Here is a 20,029-nt window from a genome sequence, read left to right as displayed (position 1 = left end):
ACCTGACCAGGCGGGTTATCCACAGCTGTCACGGCTTCTGCCGTTCGAGCTTCTTCAGGAACACCGTCATTTCTTTCTCGGCCTGCTTGTCGCCATGGGCCCGGGCCGCCTCCAGCCCTTGTTCCCATGCCTGCCGCGCTGCCGCGTGATCACCTTGCGCCAGCTGCGCCTTGCCCAACAGTTTCCAGGCCGCCGAGTATTTCGGATCGAAGCCGACGCAACGCTGCAAATGTTCGGCAGCCTTCGCGTTCTCCCCCAGATCCAGATAACCCTTGCCCAGGCCGAAGCGCAGCAGCGAGTTATCCACACCCTTGGCGAGCATTTTCTCCAGCGATTCAATCATCGGTTCGGCTCCTGGTGGTCAGAAGAAACTCAGGCCCACGTGGAACAGTTTCTCCACATCGCGAATATGTTTTTTATCCACAAGGAACAGAATCACATGGTCACCGGCGGCGATGACCGTATCGCCGTGGGCGATGATCACTTCCTCATCACGGATGATCGCGCCGATGGTGGTTCCGGGAGGCAGTGCGATGTTTTCGATCGCCTTGCCGATGACCTTGCTCGACTTCGAATCGCCATGGGCCACCGCTTCAATGGCCTCTGCCGCGCCCCGGCGCAACGAGTGCACGCTGACGATATCGCCGCGCCGCACGTGGGCCAGCAAGGTGCCGATGGTCGCCAGTTGCGGGCTGATGGCGATGTCGATGTCACCGCCCTGGATCAGATCGACGTAGGCCGGGTTGTTGATGATCGTCATCACCTTCTTCGCGCCCAGACGTTTGGCCAGCAGCGACGACATGATGTTGGCTTCGTCATCGTTGGTCAGCGCGAGGAAGATGTCCGCGTCGGCGATGTTCTCTTCCAGCAGCAGGTCGCGATCCGACGCGCTGCCCTGCAGCACCACGGTGCTGTCGAGGGTGTCGGAGAGGTAGCGGCAGCGCGCCGGGTTCATCTCGATGATCTTCACCTGATAGCGACTTTCGATGGCCTCGGCCAGCCGCTCGCCGATCTGCCCGCCGCCGGCAATCACGATGCGTTTGTAGCTTTCGTCTAGGCGGCGCATTTCGCTCATCACCGCGCGAATGTTCGCACGGGCGGCGATGAAGAAGACTTCGTCGTCCGCCTCGATCACCGTATCGCCCTGGGGAAGAATCGGTCGGTCACGACGGAAAATCGCGGCCACTCGGGTTTCCACATTCGGCATGTGCTCGCGCAACTGGCGCAGTTGCTGACCCACCAGCGGCCCGCCGTAGTAGGCGCGCACCGCCACCAGTTGCGCCTGGCCTTCGGCGAAATCGATCACCTGCAAGGCGCCGGGGTGCTGGATCAACCGCTTGATGTAGTTGGTGACCACTTGCTCGGGACTGATCAGCACGTCGACCGGAATCGCCTCGTTCTGGAACAGTTGCTCCTCGCGGGTCAGGTACGACGCTTCGCGCACCCGGGCAATCTTGGTCGGGGTATGGAACAGGGTGTGAGCAACCTGGCACGCGACCATGTTGGTTTCGTCGCTGTTGGTCACCGCCACCAGCATGTCGGCGTCGTCGGCACCGGCCTGACGCAGCACGGTCGGTAGCGAGCCACGGCCCTGCACGGTGCGGATATCGAGGCGGTCGCCAAGATCGCGCAGACGGTCGCCGTCTGTATCGACCACCGTGATGTCGTTGGCCTCGCTGGCCAGATGTTCAGCCAGCGAACCGCCGACCTGTCCCGCACCGAGGATGATGATTTTCATCCAGTCACTCCATTGAATCCGTTTAGCCGCGCGCGGCAGCGATCTTGATCAGCTTGGCGTAGTAGAACCCGTCATGCCCGCCCTGCTGGGCCAGCAATTGGCGACCATGGGGCTGCTTGATCCCGGCGGCGGTGGCCAGATCCAGCTCCCGTGCGCCCGGCGTACGCTCAAGGAAAGCGCCGATCACCTCGGTGTTCTCGGTCGGCAAGGTCGAGCAGGTGGCGTAGAGCAGGATGCCGCCCACATCGAGGGTTTTCCACATCGCGTCGAGCAACTCGCCTTGCAGTTGTGCGAGGGCGGCGATGTCGTCGGCCTGACGGGTCAACTTGATGTCCGGATGGCGGCGGATCACGCCGGTGGCCGAGCACGGCGCGTCGAGCAGGATGCGCTGGAACGGTTTCCCGTCCCACCACGCTGCCGTGTCGCGACCGTCGGCGGCGATCAGTTCGGCGTTCAGACCGAGGCGCTCGAGGTTTTCCTTCACTCGCACCAGCCGTTTGGCTTCCAGGTCCACTGCCACCACGCCGGTCAGTGCCGGTTCGGCTTCGAGGATGTGGCACGTCTTGCCGCCCGGCGCGCAGCAGGCGTCCAGTACTCGCTGGCCTGGCGCGAGGTCGAGCAGATCGGCAGCCAGTTGCGCGGCTTCGTCCTGCACGCTGATCCAGCCTTCGGCGAAGCCCGGCAGGCTGCGTACATCAGCGGCGGCGTCGAGAACGATGCCGTCGCGGCTGAAGGTGCACGGCTGCGCGGCGATACCTGCTTCAGTCAGCAATCCGAGGTACGTGTCACGGCTGTGATGACGGCGGTTGACCCGCAGGATCATCGGCGGATGCGCGTTGTTCGCCTCGCAAATGGCTTCCCATTGTTCAGGCCAGAAGGCCTTCAGGGATTTTTGCAGCCAGCGCGGATGGGCGGTGCGAACCACCGGATCGCGTTCCAGTTCGGCGAAGATCGCCTCATGTTCGCGCTGGGCATTGCGCAGCACGGCGTTGAGCAGACCTTTGGCCCACGGCTTTTTCAGCTTGTGGGCGCAACCGACGGTTTCGCCGATGGCGGCGTGCGGCGGGACGCGGGTGTAAAGCAGTTGATAGAGACCGACCAGCAGCAGCGCCTCGACATCGGCGTCCGCAGTCTTGAACGGTTTCTGCAGCAGTTTTTCCGCCAGCGCCGACAAACGTGGCTGCCAGCGGGCGGTGCCGAACGCCAGGTCCTGGGTGAAACCGCGATCGCGATCTTCGACCTTGTCCAGTTGCGTCGGCAGAGAGCTGTTGAGCGAAGCCTTGCCGCTCAGGACGGCGGCGAGTGCCTTGGCGGCGGCCAGACGCGGGTTCATGGCGCGTCCACCGTTGCGCCCAGAACGGTGCCGGTGGCGAATTTCTCACGACGGCTGTTGAACAGATCGCTGAAGTTCAGCGCCTTGCCGCCGGGCAATTGCAGGCGGGTCAGGCACAGCGCCTGTTCGCCACAGGCGACGAGCAGACCGTCCTTGCTGGCGCCGAGGATGGTGCCCGGTGCGCCTTTGCCTTCGGCCAGTGTCGCCGCCAGCACTTTAAGTGCTTCGCCGTTGAGCGTGCTGTGGGTGATCGGCCATGGATTAAAGGCACGGACCAGACGTTCCAACTCAACGGCCGGACGGCTCCAGTCGATGCGTGCTTCGTCCTTGTTCAGCTTGTGCGCGTAGGTGGCAAGCTCATCGTTCTGCACTTCGCCTTCGAGTGTGCCAGCGGCCAGACCGGCAATCGCCTGCACCACGGCGGGCGGGCCCATTTCGGCGAGGCGATCGTGGAGGCTGCCGCCAGTGTCGTCTGCGCTGATCGGGGTGACGACCTTGAGCAGCATCGGCCCGGTATCGAGGCCGGCTTCCATGCGCATCACGGTCACGCCGCTTTCAGCGTCGCCTGCTTCGACGGCACGCTGGATCGGCGCAGCACCGCGCCAGCGCGGAAGCAACGAGGCGTGACTGTTGATGCAACCCAGACGCGGAATATCCAGCACCGCTTGCGGCAGGATCAGGCCGTAGGCGACCACCACCATCAAATCCGGTTTCAGCGCCGCGAGCTCGGCCTGAGCGTCGGCGTTGCGCAGGGTCGGCGGCTGCAACACCTGGATATTGTTTTCCAGGGCGAGCTGTTTGACCGGGCTCGGCATCAGTTTTTGCCCACGACCGGCCGGGCGATCCGGTTGGGTGTAGACCGCAACGATCTCGTAAGGGCTGTCCAGCAGGGCCTTGAGGTGTTCGGCGGCGAATTCCGGGGTGCCGGCAAAAACGATGCGCAGTGGCTCAGTCATGGGGAAGTCTCATAAAAAGAAAAAGGCTTGCCGCAGCAAGCCTTTGGAGAGGGGCATCAAGCGTTCTGGCGGTGCTGCTTTTCCAGTTTCTTCTTGATCCGGTCGCGTTTGAGCGTGGACAGGTAATCGACGAACAACTTGCCGTTGAGGTGGTCGCATTCGTGCTGGATGCACACCGCGAGCAGACCTTCGGCGATCAGTTCGTAAGGCTTGCCGTCACGGTCCAGAGCCTTGATCCTGACCTTCTGCGGGCGGTCGACGTTTTCGTAGAAACCCGGCACCGAGAGGCAGCCTTCCTGGTATTGCTCCATTTCGTCGGTCAGCGATTCGAACTCGGGGTTGATGAACACCCGGGGTTCGGTGCGGTCTTCGGAAAGGTCCATCACGACGATACGTTTGTGCACGTTGACCTGGGTCGCGGCAAGGCCGATGCCCGGCGCTTCATACATTGTTTCAAACATGTCATCGACCAGCTGACGCACTTCGTCGTCCACTACAGCCACAGGTTTGGCGATAGTGCGCAGACGCGGGTCCGGAAATTCGAGGATGTTCAAAATGGCCATAAGCTTGATTGCTGCACGTGTGAGGTAAAGTCGGGCGATGGCCTGGCGGGTCCGAAGATGCAGGCTACCGTTGTGAAACGTAGCTCCTTGCTTTTCAGCATAGAGCAGGGAGCGAGCCACGGGGGCTCTGGCGTTTCACGCGAACGCACATAATAAAGGGATTCACCGCATGAGGAAATCACTACTCGCCCTGCTGTTTCTGGCCTCGGCCGGCGCCGCGCACGGGCAAGTGCAACTCAAGGAAGGTTTTCCACAGCAATACACGGTGGTTTCGGGGGATACGCTCTGGGACATCTCCGGTAAATATTTGCGCGAACCCTGGCAGTGGCCGCAACTGTGGCAGGCCAATCCGCAGATCGAAAACCCCAATCTAATCTATCCCGGCGACACGCTGACGCTCAGCTACGTCAACGGCCAGCCGCGTCTGACCGTCAATCGCGGCGAGTCGCGCGGCACCATCAAGTTGTCGCCGCGCATCCGCACCAGTCCGGTCGCGGAGGCGATTCCGAGCATTCCGCTCAAATCGATCAACAGCTTTCTGCTGAGCAACCGCATCGTCGACAAGGTCGAGGACTTCGACAAGGCGCCGTACATCGTCGCCGGCGATGCCGAACGGGTGCTCAGCGGCACTGGCGACCGGATCTTCGCCCGTGGCCATTTCGACCCGAGCCAGTCGGTCTACGGCATCTTCCGCCAGGGCAAGGTCTATACCGATCCGCAGAGCAAGGAGTTTCTGGGGATCAACGCCGACGACATCGGCGGCGGTGAAATCGTTGCCACTGAAGGCGATGTCGCCACCCTCGCTCTGCAACGCACGACCCAGGAAGTACGCCTCGGCGACCGTTTGTTCAGCGGCGAAGAGCGTTCGATCAACTCGACCTTCATGCCCAGCGCGCCCGCCGCCGACATCAACGGCCTGATCATCGATGTGCCGCGTGGCGTCACGCAGATCGGCGCGATGGACGTGGTGACCCTGAACAAAGGCAAACGCGACGGCCTGGCGGAGGGCAACGTCCTGGTGGTGATGAAAACCGGGGAAACCGTACGTGACCGCATCACCGGCCAGCCGCTGAAAATCCCCGATGAACGCGCCGGATTGCTGATGGTGTTCCGCACCTACGACAAACTCAGTTACGGCCTCGTGCTGAACGCATCGCGCTCGCTGGCGGTGCTGGACAAGGTGCGAAATCCTTAGCTGGCTTCACAAGTTACCAACAGAGTTATCCACAGCTTGTTCCGAAAGGTTCGGGCCTTATAACGATCAAGGATGATCCATGATGATGCCTGATTCGTCGCCGGTTTCCCCGGCGGAACTGGAAGCGCGCCTGCGCCTGCACCGCTTGCCGGAAATCGGTCCCAAGCGTTTTACCAAACTGCTCGAAGCTTTCGGCTCGGCCTCGAAGGCGATCAGTGCGCCCGCCAGCGCCTGGCGCTCGTTGGGTTTGCCGATGGCTTGCGCCGAGGCCCGACGCTGCCCTGACGTTCGCGACGGTGCCAGTCATGCATTGCGCTGGCTAGAGCGTCCGGATCAACATTTGCTGATGTGGGATCACCCGGATTACCCAGCCTTGCTGGCGCAGATTCCCGACCCGCCACCCTTGCTGTTCGTCGCTGGCGACCCCCGGATTCTGGAAAAACCGCAACTGGCGATGGTCGGCAGTCGCCGCGCTTCCCGTCCGGGCATGGACACTGCCGCTGCATTTTCCCGCAGCCTGGCCGGCGCCGGTTTTGTCATCACCAGTGGCTTGGCGCTGGGCATTGATGCGGCCGCGCATCAAGCCGCCGTCGACGTCGGCGGGCAAACGGTCGGTGTGCTTGGTACGGGTCTGGAAAACTTTTATCCACAGCGCAACCGTCGGTTGGCGGACGCGATGATTGCGTCCGGCAGTGCAGTGCTTTCGGAATTTCCTCTGGACGTCGGGCCAACGCCGAGCAACTTCCCCAGACGCAACCGGATCATCAGCGGTTTGTCCCTCGGCGTGCTGGTGGTCGAGGCCAGTGTCGCCAGCGGCTCTTTAATCACCGCGCGGCTGGCTGCGGAACAGGGGCGCGAGGTGTACGCCATTCCGGGTTCGATCCACCACCCCGGCGCCCGGGGCTGTCATCAACTGATCCGTGACGGGGCGGTGCTGGTGGAAACCATCGAGCACATTCTCGAAGCCTTGCGCGGCTGGCAACATCTGCCGGTATCCACCGCCGCAGCGAATCCGCAGAACCCGTTGCTGCGTCTGTTGCACGCCGCCCCGCACACCAGCGAGGGCCTGGCTGACAGCATTGGCTGGGCGCTTCCGAAAGTGCTGGCGGCGCTGACCGAACTGGAGATGGATGGCCGCGCGGTGTGCGAAAACGGCCGCTGGTTTGCGCGCGTAAGCTAGGTTTTACATTGAAGATCGGTAAACTGCGCGAAACCTGTTTGCGGAGAGTTTTTCATGGTCAACAGTTGGCGGGTGCAACAAGCCGCACGAGAGATTCGCGCCGGGGCGGTGATTGCCTATCCAACCGAAGCCGTCTGGGGGCTGGGGTGCGATCCTTGGAATGAAGAAGCGGTGGATCGTCTGTTGGCGATCAAGAACCGTTCGGTGGACAAGGGCTTGATCCTGGTCGCCGACAACATTCGTCAGTTCGATTTTCTGTTCGAGGATTTCCCCCAGGACTGGATCGATCGCATGGCCAGCACCTGGCCGGGCCCGAACACCTGGCTGGTGCCGCATCAGAACCTGCTGCCGGAATGGGTGACCGGAGTGCATGACACCGTGGCATTGCGAGTCAGCGATCATCCGCAGGTGCGGGATCTGTGCTCGCTGGTGGGGCCGTTGATTTCGACGTCGGCGAATCCGCAGGGGCGGCCGGCAGCGAAAAGTCGCTTGCGGGTCGAGCAGTATTTCCGTGGTCAGGTCGATCTGGTGCTCGGCGGAGCGCTGGGCGGTCGCAAGAACCCGAGCCTGATTCGGGATCTGGCCACTGGCAATATCGTGCGTCCGGGCTGATATCACCCCTGATTAATTTCGTGAGTACTCCTCGGCTTTCATGGCGAGGGGTACTACGCTTGCCCGCGATTTTTCCCTCATGTAGCTGTAGTTATAGTCCGGTTTTTTGTTCGATTTTTTCCCTTCTACGTCAGATGAATCCGTAAGTATTCAATTGTTGTAATTTTTCCGACGTTATTCTCAGAAGCCACACAGTGGCGATTTTTCTAAAACCATTCATTATTTCAATGCGCTCAGAAAACTTCGAAAAGTTAACGGCTGCGGAGAAGAAATGGATATCAGGGATTCGCAATTAACGGATTATTTTCAGGAGATTCAGACGACCTTTAAAAGGCGTCATGAAAATTATCGCATCGTTATTCTTGAAGCAGGATCGGATACACGAGAGTTTGAACGGTTTGTTTCCCGTCATTTTAGGTTGCGATTGCAACACTACATGCTGACACCCAAAGCCAGATTACTTGAAACACGTCTGGCGATTATCTCGCGCAGTACCCACTTTTTGTTGTATCAGCACGACAGGCCCACGGCGGTATTGCGCGTGACCCCCGGGCCGTTCGAATGGGCTTCACTGACGCAGCAGCAACTATCCCCTGCCACGACGCTGTCGCGCCATGTCGAGTTCAGCCGCTTGATCAGCCACTCGCAAACGCAGTTCCCCGTGTCGATCAACGGCCTGCTGGCGGCTGCCACGGAATGGGCGATCAAGCGGGGTTATGAAGGGGTCACCGCGCTCTGCCGATCACCGCAACGGCGATTGTTCCAGCGTTTCGGCCTGACGCCCATTACCACCGACGCCCTGCGCATCGAACAGCGCCAGCGCGGCGATTACTGGCTGCTCTCGGCTCAATGGCCGCAAATCCTCACAGCACTTCAACAGTCTGCCCACCTGCTCGCCAACCCATTGGAGAACCCGGTTGATGAACTCGCCTCTCAGTTTTGAACAACAACTAAGCCTGCTCGATGAGCGAATCGAAAAGACATGGGCCGATATTCTGGAAAGTTCGCGACTGATAAAAGCCATACGTGAAGGCAGTGTTTCAAAAGCCTTGTACGCGATCTACATGATCCAGACTTTTCACTACACGGCACACAATGCACGAAATCAGGGATTGGTCGGAGTCCGACATGCGGATAATCCGGTGTATGCCAAGTTTTGCTTTGAACATGCGGCACAAGAAGTCGGCCATGAAAAAATGGCGCTGCATGATGTCATGAGTCTTGGTTTGAAGAATGAGGTGTTCGATATTCCGCCTGCACTTCCAGCTACGGATGTATTGATCGCCTACTTATACTGGATTTCCTTTACCGGTAATCCGCTACAACGGCTTGGTTATAGTTATTGGGCAGAGAACGCTTACCAGTTCATTACTCCGTTGATTAACAGCCTGAGTGAAGTTCTGGAACTGAAGCCCGCTCAGCTGACGTTCTTCATTGCGCATTCCGACATTGATGTCGAGCACTTCAATGAAATCAAACTCATGCTGCAACGCACCTGCAAGCGACAGGAAGACTGGGATGCGATCAGCACTGTCATGGAAACCAGCCTGCGTCTGACCGGCAACATGCTCGAGGCGGTTTATGAGCAGTTCGAGGCCTGGCAAAACGGGCTGGCGCCTCGCTATGACTTCCTTCACGCCGTGGACAACCAATGAAGTCTGGCCGCCCTTGTTCCAATCAGACGGCTGGAGGCAGACATGGCTGATTATTTCGACCGGCTCAACTACACGCTAGGGGATGAAGACACTGCACTCGAGTACGCGATCCTGCCCAGACATGCCGGGCACGTGCTGGGTATTGCCGGATGCGGCGGCCGGCTGTTGCCGTTGCTGGCCGCCGCTCCGTCACGCATGACCTGTACCGACATCAGTGCGCCGCAACTGGCGTTCAGCCGATTGCGTTTTGCCCTGCTGGAACAGACCGATCACGAGTCGTTCATGGCGTTCATGGGCTATCGAATGGAAAGTCTGAGGTCGCAACGCCAATCCATTTTCCAGCAACTGGTTTTACCGCCGGCGGATCGTCGCTGGTTGTTCGCGCTGTTCCAGTCCCGGCACTGGGAAGCGCCGATTTACATGGGTGCATTCGAGCAAACCTTGAAGCGGTTGGCGAGGATCACCGGACTGTTTACCGGCAAGGCTGGCCGAGGCATTTTTCATTCAAGCCGGCTTGACGAACAGACGGAATATTACCGAAACCGCTTTCCGCTCAAGCGCTGGAAAGCCGTGATCGCTTTGCTGGGAAACGCAGCAGTGCTCAATTCGCTGCTGTACAAGGGCGCCTTTCCACCCAACAACCTGGGGATCAGTTCCCGCGCGGCGTATCTGGAAATTTTTCATACGTTGTTCACCACTCAGGTGGTTCGCGAGAGCTTTTTCCTGCAAATGCTGTTTTTCGGTGAGCTGCGTTATCCACAAGGCTTTCCGCTGGAGTGCGATCCGGCAATTTTCCAGCGGGCCCGCGAGGGACTTCAGCAGTGCGAGTTACGCGTGGTGCAGGCCGACATCCTCGACTGTGCCGCCGGGGAAACAGCCATCGATTTCGTATCGCTGTCGGACGTGCCTTCCTTCATGTCCGCAGCGGCCGGCAAGAACGTTTTACAGCGCCTGGCACCGTCCCTGTCGGAAAACGCACAGGTGGTCATGCGGGGGCATTTGCATGTGGTGCGACCCGATTGCGCAGGTTTCTGCGATATCACCCAGCAGTACCAGGCAGACATTGCGCGAGAAAAAACCCAGCTCTGGCGAGTCCAGGTCTATCGCCGTACTCCCTCTTTGCAGGTATCCCGATGAACACTTTTCAACCGACCGTCAATTGGGTCAAAAACCGTGTCCGGCAAGCGCGTGACGATCAGCAGCAATTGTTCGATGCCGGACTCAATGGTCTGAAATTGGCCAAACGTGAAGGCAAAGAGATCGAACTCGAGAGTGGCGAACGGCTGACCGAGTTTCTTTCCTGCTCTTATCTGGGACTGGAGTGTGACCCCCGCTTGATTCAAGGGGCGGTGAGCGCCTCGGAGTCCTTCGGCGTGCAGTTCGCCGCCGCACGAACCCGAGCGCTGTTGCCGCCCATGCGTGAACTGGATGAACTGCTGAACCGGATATTTCAGGGACATACAGTCACCTTCAACTCGGTGGGCAGTGCGCATCTTGGCTGTTTGCCGCTGCTCGGCTCCGGCGAGATGCCCTCGTATCCCATGCGTCGAGGCCCTTGCTGGATTGTTGACCGTGCCGCTCACGCTTCGATGCAAGTGCTGCAAGGCATTCTCTGGCAGTTCGGGCCGATCCAGCGCCGTGACTGCAGCGATATAGAACAGGTGGAGGAAGCGTGTTCAACGGCCGTCGCAGCGGGTAATACGCCCATCATTCTGACGGACAGCATCGGCTCGATGCGCGGTGTGTACCCGGTCAGTCGCCTGCTGCAACTGGCGGAGCGTTTCGACGGTTATCTCTATGCGGATGACGCCCACGGTACCTCGATCCATGGTTTCGCCGGAGGTGGTTACGCGCTGGACGCGGCGGGTGACCGATATCGTGGCCGGTTGATACTCCTGTCATCGCTGTCCAAGGCGTTCGGTGCAACCGGCGGGGCAATCACTGTGCGCACCGAAGCCGATGCCGAAATAATTCGGCGCCATGCGTCGACCTATACGTTTGGCGGGCCACTGTCTGTTGGCGGAGTGGGCGCGGCAGTTGCCTCGGGGAAAATTCATTTGTCGCCGGAGTTGGGGCAATTGCAGGTGGCGTTGTGGAAAAATATCGCCACGATCGACCGTTTGCTGGGGCCAGTGTTGGGTAATCATCACGTCGCGTCCCCCATTCGATTCGTCCGCGTCGGGGCCGAGAGAGATGCGATCAGCCTGGCGCAGCATTTGCGTCGGCAGGGCATGGCGGTCACTACCGCGCTGTTTCCGGTGGTGGCGAAAGGCGAGGCAATTTTGCGTCTGGCCATCAGCGCGAGCCACAGTCAGCGCCAGCTGGAATGTCTGGCGAACGCCGTCCGTAGCGGATTCGATGAGCTGGGCATTCGTCAGGGAAGGCGCGGCAATGAGCAATGAATCGATAACGGATATATCGGCCGAGGCCTTCGCTCGCAAATTGGCTCACGCGAGTTCGCTGCCTTGGTTCCTTGCGTTGTACCCGCGAATCCTGGAAGTGCAGGGATTGGCCGATCAGCATCGGTTGCCGGTTCTGGCGGTGGAAGACGAGTTCGGCGGGGCCCTGTTTTCCGCGCTCGGTGACGCTTCTCATCGAGCACCGGGCGGTGGACTGACCCTGACCTCGGGAGGCAGTACCGGCAGTCGCAAACAGATCACCCATTCCTGGGCGTTCAACGCTGCAATCGTGCACTTGGGGGCACGGATGTTCGGTGCGATGGACGAACGCCCTGAGGTGGTCATCAACTGCCTGACTGCCGGAGAAATGCAGGGAGCCTTTCAGTACGCGTCAGCCATCGTCCAGCACATTGGCGCACGCTTGTTGCCTGCCGGTTCACAAATGGGCGTGGAACGCATCGCCGAGCTGATTGAGGCACACAAGGCCGATGCGTTGATATGCACTCCCTCCTTCGCCGCCGCGTTGTTCAATCATGACGCAGCCCGGTTGGGCACCCTGAAGTGGCTTTATTACATCGGAGAACCCTGCAGTAAAACGCTGCGCGACCAGTTGGCCCGGGACTGGCCGATGCTCAATATTCGCTCGTTGGGCTACAGCTCGACGGAGACCGGCCCCATCGGTTTTCAGTGTGCCCATCTGGAGCACGGCTTTTATCATCTGCATGCCGACGCCATGCTGCTCGAAGTGGTTGATCCTCTGACCCTGAACGCTATGGCTGAAGAGCAAACCGGTGAGTTTCTGCTGACGCCACTGCTGCCCGATCACGTGCCGCTGTTGCGCTACCGGATCGGGGATCGTGGGCGAATCCTGCGCACAGGGACGACGTGTGCCTGTGGCAGCTCCCTGCCGGTGCTGGCGCTGGAGGGGCGGGTCGAGACTTCGATCAAACTGGGTGGCGCGCTCGTCACTCAGTCACAGGTATTGCACGTACTCCGGCAACTTTTACCGCAGTTGCAGGCCACCGATGTCCAGGTGCAGATTGAACGACAGCCCGAGGGCGCACGCATGCGTCTGGTCCTCGCTGAGGACACACTGACAGCCGACACCCGAAGCGTCATTGAAGGTGCGTTGCAGGTCGAAGGGCAGGCCAGCGGATTGCTCAGGCTGCCCGGGGTGTTGGGGCTGGAGGTGAAGCGTCTTGCCCGTCAGGAATTCGAAACCACCCTGGCCGGCAAGACGCCGTTTTTTATGACGCTGGAACAGACCCCGGCACTGTCATGACGATATGCAGAGGCCATCGGCGGTCAGGGCAGCAGGATAGTGGAGCCCGTGGTGCGACGCGCGGACAGCTCGGTTTGCGCTTTCGCCGCGTCAGCCAGCGGATAACGCTGGCTGATATCCACTTTCAGCTTGCCGCTGGCGATCATCCCGAACAGCTCGTCGGCCATGCGCTGCAGGTTCTCGGCGTTGTTGGCGTAGGTCGCCAGGGTCGGCCGGGTGACGTACAACGAGCCTTTCGCCGCCAGAATCCCCAGATTCACGCCGTCCACCGCGCCCGACGCATTGCCGAAGCTCACCAGCAGGCCACGGGGCGCCACGCTGTCCAGCGAGGCCAGCCAGGTGTCCTTGCCGACGCCGTCGTAGACGACCGGGACTTTTTTCCCGTCGGTCAATTCCAGCACCCGTTGGGCAACGTTTTCGTGGCTGTAGTCGATGGTTTCCCAGGCGCCATGGGCCTTGGCCAGATCGGCTTTGGCTTGCGAGCTGACGGTGCCGATCAGCTTCACGCCCAGGGCCTTGGCCCATTGGCAGGCGAGCAAGCCGACGCCGCCGGCCGCTGCGTGGAACAAAATGGTTTCGCCACCCTTGAGTTCATAGGTCTGGCGCAGCAGGTACTGCACGGTCAGGCCCTTGAGCATCACGCCGGCGGCGGTTTCGAAGCTGATGGAGTCCGGCAGGTGCACCAGATTCGCTTCCGGCAGGACGTGGACGTCGCTGTACGCGCCCAGCGGGCCGCTGCCATAAGCCACACGATCACCGACCTTGAACCGGGTGACCTCGCTGCCCACCGCCTCGACGATGCCGGCGCCTTCCGCACCTACGCCCGACGGCAAGGCCGGTGGCGCATACAGACCGCTGCGGTAGTAGGTGTCGATGAAGTTCAGGCCGATGGCCTTGTTGCTCACGCGAACCTGCTGCGGACCGGGTTCGGCGGGTTGATAGTCAACGTACTCGAGCACTTCGGGGCCGCCGTGGGCGCGGAACTGGATTCGCTTGGCCATCTGCCTACTCCTTGGGTGATTCGGGAAGGCCCTTATCGAACGCTCATGCTTGATCTTCGTCAACTGCGGCGTGCCGGTTTGCGATGGTATGCTACGCGCCCATTTGCGCGGGGTGCCGCGCAGTTCCGCCCGATCCAAGGTGAAGCCATGACGACCCGCACCGACGCCGTAAAGGCCTATCTGCTCGACCTGCAAGACCGCATCTGCGCCGCGCTGGAAACTGAAGACGGCGGCACGCGCTTCGTCGAAGACGCCTGGACCCGTCCGGCCGGCGGTGGCGGTCGAACCCGAGTGATCGAGAACGGTACGGTGATCGAAAAGGGCGGCGTCAACTTTTCCCACGTATTCGGCAGCGGCCTGCCACCGTCTGCCAGCGCCCATCGTCCGGAACTGGCCGGGCGTGGTTTCGAAGCCCTCGGCGTGTCGCTGGTGATCCACCCGCACAACCCGCATGTGCCGACGTCCCACGCCAACGTGCGCTTTTTCATCGCCGAGAAGGAAGGTGAAGAACCGGTCTGGTGGTTCGGCGGTGGCTTCGACCTGACCCCTTACTACGGCAACGAAGAAGACTGCATCCACTGGCACCGCGTCGCCGAACAGGCCTGCGCGCCGTTCGGTCCGGACGTCTACCCGCGATACAAGGCCTGGTGCGACACCTATTTCCACATCAAGCATCGCCACGAGCCGCGTGGCATCGGCGGCCTGTTTTTCGACGACCTGAACGAGTGGGACTTCGACACCAGTTTCGCCTTCATGCGCGCCATCGGCGATGCGTACATCGACGCTTACCTGCCGATCGTGCAGCGCCGCAAGAACGACGCCTTCACTGCCAGGCAGCGCGAGTTCCAGGAATTCCGTCGCGGCCGCTACGTCGAGTTCAACCTGGTTTACGACCGTGGCACCCTGTTCGGCCTGCAATCGGGCGGGCGCACCGAATCGATCCTGATGTCGCTGCCGCCGCAAGTGCGCTGGGCCTACGACTGGAAAGCCGAGCCGGGCAGCGAAGAAGCGCGCCTGACCGAGTACTTCCTGCAAGACCGCGACTGGCTGGCTCAGGCCTGAGGACTTCTGATGGATCGTTATGTCGTTTTCGGTAACCCGATCGGCCACAGCAAGTCGCCGATGATTCACAAACTGTTCGCCGAACAGACCGGGCAGAGCCTCGACTACAGCACGCTGCTGGCGCCGCTCGACGATTTTTCCGGCTGCGCCACGGCGTTTTTCCAGGAAGGTCGCGGCGCCAACGTGACCGTGCCGTTCAAGGAAGATGCCTATCGCCTGGCCAACAGCCTGACCGCCCGCGCCGAACGCGCGGGTGCGGTGAACACTTTGAGCAAACTGGCCGATGGCAGCCTGCTCGGCGATAACACCGACGGCGCCGGGCTGGTGCGGGATTTGACGGTCAACGCCGGGTTCAGCCTTACCGGCAAACGCATTCTGCTGCTCGGCGCCGGTGGCGCGGTGCGCGGTGCGCTGGAGCCGTTGCTGGCAGAAAAACCGGCCTCGGTGATCATCGCCAACCGCACAGTGGACAAGGCCGAGCTGCTGGCTGAACTGTTTTGTGATCTGGGGCCGGTGTCGGCCAGTGGTTACGACTGGTTGCGTGAACCAGTGGACGTGATCATCAACGCCACCTCCGCCAGCCTCACCGGCGATGTGCCGCCGATTGCCCCAAGCCTGATCGAACCCGGCAAAACGCTGTGCTACGACATGATGTACGGCAAGGAACCGACCGCGTTCTGCCGTTGGGCCAGCGAGCATGGCGCGGGCGTGGTGATGGACGGGTTGGGCATGCTGGCCGAACAGGCTGCCGAAGCCTTTTTCCTGTGGCGTGGCGTGCGTCCCGACACGGCGCCGGTTCTGGCGCAATTGCGTCGGCAGTTGGCGCTGTAAGGCGCCCTCAGTCCTCGAAGCGGATCGGGCACTTCTCCGGCCCTTCGAGCTTGCGTAATTCCTCCACCACCTGGGGGCGCGCCTGACGCAAGGTCAGGCTGCGATCCTGGCGCAGCAGGCGCCGGGCTTCCTGATGGAGCATTTCCACGCCTGAATAGTCGATGAAGTTGATCTGCTGCGCCTCGATCACCACCCGTGCGCCGTGCATTCGTTGCAAGCGCACTTGCAGGTAGTGGCTGGCGCCGAAAAAGATCGAACCGCCGACCCGCAGCACATCGTCTTCGCCATCGCGCCAATGCTGCACCCGGGGTTGGGAGGTGCGCTTGAGGTAGAAAAACAGCGAGGCCAGCACACCGGCATAGATCGCCGTCTGCAGTTCCAGCAGCAACGTGGCGATGCAGGTCAGGCTCATCACCACGAACTCGGCTCGACTGACCCGCAACAACGCACGAATGCCACGATGATCCACCAGTCCCCAGGCGATCAGCAGAATGCTGCCGGCCATGGCCGGGATCGGAATGTGCGCGATCAGCCCGGCACCGAAAATCGCGAACAACGCCACCCACAACGCCGAAAACACTCCGGCCAATGGCGAACAGGCCCCGGCCTCATAACTCAGCCCGGAACGGGTGAACGAGCCGGCGGACAACGAGCCGGAAAAAAACGCACCGATAATGTTCGAAAGGCCCTGCGCGCGGACTTCCTGATTGGCATCGAGCAACTGTTGCGAGCGCGCGGATATCGAACGGGCAATCGACAGGCTGGTGACCAGCCCGAGCATGCCCACCGCCACGGCACTGGGCAGCAGGCGCAGGATCAGGTCCATATCCAGCGGCAATCCGCTGAACGGCGGCAGGCGCCCGGCAAACGCACTGACCAATTGAACATGGCCGAACATCGCCGGCAACAGCCACACCACCAGACTGCCGAGCACCAGGGTCATCAACAACGTCGGCCAGCGCGGTAGCCATTGTTTGAGCAACGCACCGACCACCACTGTGGCGACACCGAGGAGCAGCGACGGTTTATCCACAGCCCCCAGATGGCGCAGCAGATCCATCAGGCTGTCCAGCGCCGTGGCCCTGGCCGGCAGATCCAGCCCCAGCAGGTTCGGCAATTGACCGATGGCAATCACCACCGCCGCGCCGAGGGTGAAACCCAGCACCACGGAGTGCGAGACGAAATTCACCAGCGCACCGAAGCGCAACAGGCCGAGCAGCCACTGGAAAATCCCGGCAAGGAAAGTCAGCAGCAGGATCAGGGTGATGTAGTCCTGTGACGCGGGCACGGCCAGTGGGCTGACGCTGGCAAACAGCACAATCGAAATGGCTGCCGTCGGCCCGCAGATCAGGTGCCATGACGAGCCCCACAGACAAGCGATCAATACCGGAACGATGGCGGCGTAGAGCCCGTATTCCGGTGGGAGACCGGCGATCAGGGCGTAGGCAATCGACTGGGGCAGCGCGAGAATCGCTCCGGAGAGGCCGACGACCAGGTCCCGCCCGACGCTGGCGCGGGTCTGTCGGGGCAGCCAGGTCAGGAAGGGGAAAAGTGCGCGACGGCTGGGGAGGGCCATGGATCCTCTCGGGTGAAATTTTGCGCATTGTACGCAGTCCGGGACGCCGAGCGTCCATTGCGGCGTTCCCACGCAGAGCGTGGGAACGGTCGGCCGCGTAGTTACAATTTGGCTTTTACGGCTGGCAACGCATCTTTGCCGTCCACGGTTTTCACACCATCAAGCCACTTATCCAACACCCCCGGATTTGCCTTGATCCAGGCCTTCGCCGCATCGGCATTGCTGACCTTCTTGTTCACCACTTCAGCCATGATGCTGTTCTCCATCTCCTGAGTGAACGAAAGATTGGTCAGCAATTTACCCACATTCGGGCACGCCTCGGCGTAGCCCTTGCGGGTCAGGGTGTAGACGCTCCCCGTGTCGCCGAAGTATTTCTCGCCGCCCTTGAGGTAATGCATTTTCAGCTGCACGTTCATCGGATGCGGGGTCCAGCCCAGGAAGGTGACGAATTTCTGTTTCTTCACCGCCCGCGAGACTTCGGCCAGCATCGCCTGCTCGCTGGACTCGATCAGCTTCCACTGACCCATGTCGAAGTCGTTCTTCTTGATGATCTCTTGCAGCGAGATGTTCGCCGGCGCGCCGGAGCCGATGCCGTAGATCTTGCGCTCGAACTTGTCGGCGAATTTGTTCAGGTCGGCAAAGTTATGCACACCCGCATCCCACACATAATCCGGCACGGCCAGGGTGAATTCGGTGCCGTCGAGGTTCTTCGCCAGTTGCGTGACGTCGCCGGTGGCGACGAACTTGTCGTAGAAACCCTGCTGCGCCGGCATCCAGTTGCCGAGGAACACGTCGACCTGACCGTCCTTCAAACCACCGAAGGTGATCGGCACCGCGAGGGTGTCGACCTTGGCCTTGTAGCCCATGCCATCCAGCAGAAACCCGGTGATGGCGTTGGTCGCAGCGATGTCGCTCCAGCCGGGATCGGCCATTTTCACCGTGTCGCAGCTCTCGGCGAACGCGGATGCGCTGCCCAGTGCCAGCAGACTGACCGTCACGACTGTGGATAACTTGACCATGGACTTCCCCTTAACGTTATTGGTTTTGGCAGGGTTGTGGATAACGGGCCTTGCGCTCCAGGTCATCGAGGTCGATGTGGTTGCGCATGTACTGCTGACTGGCGTCTACCAGCGGCTGGTGATCCCAGCTCTTCAGCTTGCCGATCGTCAGTGCCTCGGCAACGAAACGCCGACGCCGCTGGCTTGCAAGTACATCGCGGTGAATCGCCGGGATGTCCCACTTGGCCCGCGCTTCGGCAAGAAAATCGTCGAACAGCTGGCGATGTTGCGGTGATTGGCTGAGTTCTTCCTGTTCGCGTGGATCGTTATCCACATCGAAGAGTAGGCAAGGGTCGGTTTCGCTGTAGATAAATTTGAAAGCGCCACGACGAATCATCATCAGTGGACTGACGGTACCCTCGGCCATGTATTCGCCAAACACTTCGTCGTGACCGCCCCGCCCTTGCAGGTGCGGCACCAGCGAACGGCCGTCCAGCGGCAGGTTCGGTTCCAGGCTGCCGCCCGCCAGTTCTACGAAAGTCGGCAGCAGATCGGCGGTGGACACCGCGGCGCTGATACGGCCGGATTTGAACTGTCCGGGTGCACTGATCAACAGGGGCACGCGCGCGGCCATTTCGAACCAGTGCATTTTGTACCAGAGGCCTTTCTCTCCCAGCATGTCGCCGTGGTCACCGGAGAACACGATGACGGTGTCGTCCATCAGCCCACAATCTTCAAGGGTTTGCAGGAGTTTGCCGACGTTGGCGTCGATATAGCTGCAAGCACCGAAGTATGCACGGCGTGCGTCGCGGATTTTATCCACAGGCAGCGGCTTGTCCCACAGGTCGTAGACTTTGAGCAGGCGCCGGGAGTGCGGATCAAGAGAATGCTGATCCGGCGTCGTCGGAAGCGGGATATCCGCATCGTCGTACAAATCCCAGAACGCCTTGGGAATCGTGTACGGGTCGTGGGGGTGAGTCATCGACACGGTCAGGCAGAACGGCTGGTCGCCGTCCTCGCGGATGTGATCGAACAGGTATTGCTGCGCCTTGAACACCACCTCTTCGTCGAAGTCGAGCTGATTGGTGCGCACGCACGGCCCGGCCTGCAGCACCGACGACATGTTGTGATACCAGCTCGGCCGCACGTCGGGCTCGTCCCAGTTCACCGCCCAGCCGTAGTCGGCGGGGTAGATATCGCTGGTCAGGCGCTCTTCGTAACCGTGCAGTTGATCGGGGCCGCAGAAGTGCATCTTGCCCGACAGCGCGGTGCGGTAACCGAGGCGGCGCAGGTAATGGGCGTAGGTGGGGATATCGGCGGGGAAATCGGCGGCGTTGTCGTAGGCGCCGATCTTGCTCGGCAACTGGCCACTGACCAGGGTGAAACGCGACGGCGCGCACAGCGGGCTGTTGCAGTACGCGGCATCGAACACCACGCCTTGTTCGGCGAGGCGGCTGAGATTCGGCAGTTTGATGGGCGACTGGCCGTAGAACGGCAACATTGGCGCGGCCATTTGATCGGCCATGATGAAAAGAATGTTCTTGCGCTTCATGTGATCGCGGCATTCCATAGTGAATATTTATGCGACATTGCTGCGATTGAGCATGGATTCCACGCAATATCCGGTAAAGCCCGCGCCGGACAATGA

The 20,029-nt window shown here is 60.9% G+C and carries 19 protein-coding genes; 10 read left to right on the top strand and 9 right to left on the bottom strand.

Annotation, left to right across the window (positions count from 1 at the left end):
* Positions 1-28: 28 nt before the first annotated feature.
* Genes CAF79_RS03520 through def form a run of 5 tightly spaced genes read right to left on the bottom strand, consistent with a single transcriptional unit; the run spans position 29 to position 4,590 of the window.
* Positions 29-343, bottom strand: a complete 315-nt coding sequence (locus tag CAF79_RS03520; RefSeq protein ID WP_085696612.1) for a tetratricopeptide repeat protein — start codon at positions 341-343, stop codon at positions 29-31.
* Positions 344-361: 18 nt separating this feature from the next.
* Positions 362-1,738 (bottom strand): Trk system potassium transporter TrkA, encoded by a 1,377-nt coding sequence (gene trkA, locus CAF79_RS03515; RefSeq protein WP_085696610.1) that lies wholly within the window; start codon positions 1,736-1,738, stop codon positions 362-364.
* A 22-nt stretch (positions 1,739-1,760) separates the two neighbouring features.
* Complete coding sequence (rsmB, locus tag CAF79_RS03510; RefSeq protein WP_085696608.1) at positions 1,761-3,071, bottom strand: 16S rRNA (cytosine(967)-C(5))-methyltransferase RsmB; 1,311 nt, start codon at positions 3,069-3,071, stop codon at positions 1,761-1,763.
* On the bottom strand, positions 3,068-4,027 hold the full coding sequence (gene fmt / locus CAF79_RS03505; RefSeq protein WP_085696607.1) for a methionyl-tRNA formyltransferase: 960 nt from the start codon (positions 4,025-4,027) through the stop codon (positions 3,068-3,070). The genes rsmB and fmt overlap by 4 nt, the downstream gene beginning before the upstream one ends.
* 56 nt (positions 4,028-4,083) lie before the next feature.
* Positions 4,084-4,590, bottom strand: a complete 507-nt coding sequence (gene def, locus CAF79_RS03500; protein WP_085696605.1) for a peptide deformylase — start codon at positions 4,588-4,590, stop codon at positions 4,084-4,086.
* 169 nt (positions 4,591-4,759) lie between these two features.
* Between def and CAF79_RS03495 the strand changes: the two genes are divergently transcribed.
* The 8 genes from CAF79_RS03495 to CAF79_RS03460 all read left to right on the top strand — a co-directional run bounded on the left by CAF79_RS03495 (position 4,760) and on the right by CAF79_RS03460 (position 12,913).
* The gene (locus CAF79_RS03495; RefSeq protein ID WP_085696603.1) at positions 4,760-5,785 is read left to right on the top strand and encodes a LysM peptidoglycan-binding domain-containing protein; all 1,026 of its coding nucleotides are present in this window, start codon (positions 4,760-4,762) and stop codon (positions 5,783-5,785) included.
* A gap of 79 nt (positions 5,786-5,864) precedes the next feature.
* Positions 5,865-6,965: a DNA-processing protein DprA gene (dprA, locus tag CAF79_RS03490; RefSeq protein ID WP_085696602.1), complete on the top strand. Its 1,101-nt coding sequence runs from the start codon at positions 5,865-5,867 to the stop codon at positions 6,963-6,965.
* Positions 6,966-7,019: 54 nt separating this feature from the next.
* A complete protein-coding gene (locus CAF79_RS03485) occupies positions 7,020-7,577 on the top strand; it encodes an L-threonylcarbamoyladenylate synthase (RefSeq protein WP_085696600.1) in 558 nt (185 codons plus the stop codon).
* Between the two features lie 271 nt (positions 7,578-7,848).
* A complete protein-coding gene (locus CAF79_RS03480; RefSeq protein WP_085696599.1) occupies positions 7,849-8,520 on the top strand; it encodes a hypothetical protein in 672 nt (223 codons plus the stop codon).
* Entirely contained in the window at positions 8,498-9,232 is a 735-nt protein-coding gene (locus tag CAF79_RS03475) for an iron-containing redox enzyme family protein (RefSeq protein ID WP_085696597.1), read from the top strand. Before CAF79_RS03480 ends, CAF79_RS03475 begins: the two co-directional genes overlap by 23 nt.
* A 42-nt stretch (positions 9,233-9,274) precedes the next feature.
* Positions 9,275-10,369 (top strand): DUF3419 family protein, encoded by a 1,095-nt coding sequence (locus tag CAF79_RS03470; RefSeq protein WP_085696596.1) that lies wholly within the window; start codon positions 9,275-9,277, stop codon positions 10,367-10,369.
* Positions 10,366-11,634 carry an aminotransferase class I/II-fold pyridoxal phosphate-dependent enzyme gene (locus CAF79_RS03465; protein WP_085696594.1) on the top strand — a complete coding sequence of 423 codons (1,269 nt, stop codon included), beginning with the start codon at positions 10,366-10,368 and terminating at the stop codon, positions 11,632-11,634. Before CAF79_RS03470 ends, CAF79_RS03465 begins: the two co-directional genes overlap by 4 nt.
* A complete protein-coding gene (locus CAF79_RS03460) occupies positions 11,624-12,913 on the top strand; it encodes a phenylacetate--CoA ligase family protein (RefSeq protein WP_085696593.1) in 1,290 nt (429 codons plus the stop codon). The genes CAF79_RS03465 and CAF79_RS03460 overlap by 11 nt, the downstream gene beginning before the upstream one ends.
* A gap of 23 nt (positions 12,914-12,936) precedes the next feature.
* On the opposite strand, the gene CAF79_RS03455 is transcribed toward CAF79_RS03460, so the two are convergent.
* Entirely contained in the window at positions 12,937-13,914 is a 978-nt protein-coding gene (locus CAF79_RS03455) for an NADPH:quinone reductase (protein WP_085696591.1), read from the bottom strand.
* Between the two features lie 147 nt (positions 13,915-14,061).
* Here CAF79_RS03455 and hemF point away from each other — a divergent pair, with 147 nt between their 5' ends.
* Complete coding sequence (hemF, locus tag CAF79_RS03450) at positions 14,062-14,976, top strand: oxygen-dependent coproporphyrinogen oxidase (RefSeq protein ID WP_085696940.1); 915 nt, start codon at positions 14,062-14,064, stop codon at positions 14,974-14,976.
* 9 nt (positions 14,977-14,985) lie between these two features.
* Positions 14,986-15,807, top strand: coding sequence for a shikimate dehydrogenase (aroE, locus tag CAF79_RS03445; protein ID WP_085696589.1), 822 nt, complete (start codon positions 14,986-14,988; stop codon positions 15,805-15,807).
* A gap of 7 nt (positions 15,808-15,814) precedes the next feature.
* Here the strand turns inward: aroE and CAF79_RS03440 are convergent, their stop codons facing one another.
* From CAF79_RS03440 to betC, 3 genes are all read right to left on the bottom strand, one after another.
* Entirely contained in the window at positions 15,815-17,383 is a 1,569-nt protein-coding gene (locus tag CAF79_RS03440; RefSeq protein ID WP_085696587.1) for a SulP family inorganic anion transporter, read from the bottom strand.
* 101 nt (positions 17,384-17,484) lie between these two features.
* Positions 17,485-18,402: a choline ABC transporter substrate-binding protein gene (gene choX / locus CAF79_RS03435; RefSeq protein ID WP_085696585.1), complete on the bottom strand. Its 918-nt coding sequence runs from the start codon at positions 18,400-18,402 to the stop codon at positions 17,485-17,487.
* A 16-nt stretch (positions 18,403-18,418) separates the two neighbouring features.
* Positions 18,419-19,933: a choline-sulfatase gene (gene betC / locus CAF79_RS03430; protein WP_085696584.1), complete on the bottom strand. Its 1,515-nt coding sequence runs from the start codon at positions 19,931-19,933 to the stop codon at positions 18,419-18,421.
* Between the last annotated feature and the right edge of the window lie 96 nt (positions 19,934-20,029).

Source organism: Pseudomonas sp. B26(2017) (assembly GCF_002113045.1).
Lineage (GTDB): Bacteria > Pseudomonadota > Gammaproteobacteria > Pseudomonadales > Pseudomonadaceae > Aquipseudomonas.
Note: the sequence above shows the minus strand (reverse complement) of the source record. Positions and strands in the feature narration are given on the sequence as shown.

Coding starts and splice junctions, on each gene's coding strand:
- CAF79_RS03520 (WP_085696612.1), bottom strand. CDS start 343: ATGATTGAATCGCTGGAGAAAATGCTCGCCAAGGGTGTGGATAACTCG.
- trkA (WP_085696610.1), bottom strand. CDS start 1,738: ATGAAAATCATCATCCTCGGTGCGGGACAGGTCGGCGGTTCGCTGGCT.
- rsmB (WP_085696608.1), bottom strand. CDS start 3,071: ATGAACCCGCGTCTGGCCGCCGCCAAGGCACTCGCCGCCGTCCTGAGC.
- fmt (WP_085696607.1), bottom strand. CDS start 4,027: ATGACTGAGCCACTGCGCATCGTTTTTGCCGGCACCCCGGAATTCGCC.
- def (WP_085696605.1), bottom strand. CDS start 4,590: ATGGCCATTTTGAACATCCTCGAATTTCCGGACCCGCGTCTGCGCACT.
- CAF79_RS03495 (WP_085696603.1), top strand. CDS start 4,760: ATGAGGAAATCACTACTCGCCCTGCTGTTTCTGGCCTCGGCCGGCGCC.
- dprA (WP_085696602.1), top strand. CDS start 5,865: ATGATGATGCCTGATTCGTCGCCGGTTTCCCCGGCGGAACTGGAAGCG.
- CAF79_RS03485 (WP_085696600.1), top strand. CDS start 7,020: ATGGTCAACAGTTGGCGGGTGCAACAAGCCGCACGAGAGATTCGCGCC.
- CAF79_RS03480 (WP_085696599.1), top strand. CDS start 7,849: ATGGATATCAGGGATTCGCAATTAACGGATTATTTTCAGGAGATTCAG.
- CAF79_RS03475 (WP_085696597.1), top strand. CDS start 8,498: ATGAACTCGCCTCTCAGTTTTGAACAACAACTAAGCCTGCTCGATGAG.
- CAF79_RS03470 (WP_085696596.1), top strand. CDS start 9,275: ATGGCTGATTATTTCGACCGGCTCAACTACACGCTAGGGGATGAAGAC.
- CAF79_RS03465 (WP_085696594.1), top strand. CDS start 10,366: ATGAACACTTTTCAACCGACCGTCAATTGGGTCAAAAACCGTGTCCGG.
- CAF79_RS03460 (WP_085696593.1), top strand. CDS start 11,624: ATGAGCAATGAATCGATAACGGATATATCGGCCGAGGCCTTCGCTCGC.
- CAF79_RS03455 (WP_085696591.1), bottom strand. CDS start 13,914: ATGGCCAAGCGAATCCAGTTCCGCGCCCACGGCGGCCCCGAAGTGCTC.
- hemF (WP_085696940.1), top strand. CDS start 14,062: ATGACGACCCGCACCGACGCCGTAAAGGCCTATCTGCTCGACCTGCAA.
- aroE (WP_085696589.1), top strand. CDS start 14,986: ATGGATCGTTATGTCGTTTTCGGTAACCCGATCGGCCACAGCAAGTCG.
- CAF79_RS03440 (WP_085696587.1), bottom strand. CDS start 17,383: ATGGCCCTCCCCAGCCGTCGCGCACTTTTCCCCTTCCTGACCTGGCTG.
- choX (WP_085696585.1), bottom strand. CDS start 18,402: ATGGTCAAGTTATCCACAGTCGTGACGGTCAGTCTGCTGGCACTGGGC.
- betC (WP_085696584.1), bottom strand. CDS start 19,933: ATGAAGCGCAAGAACATTCTTTTCATCATGGCCGATCAAATGGCCGCG.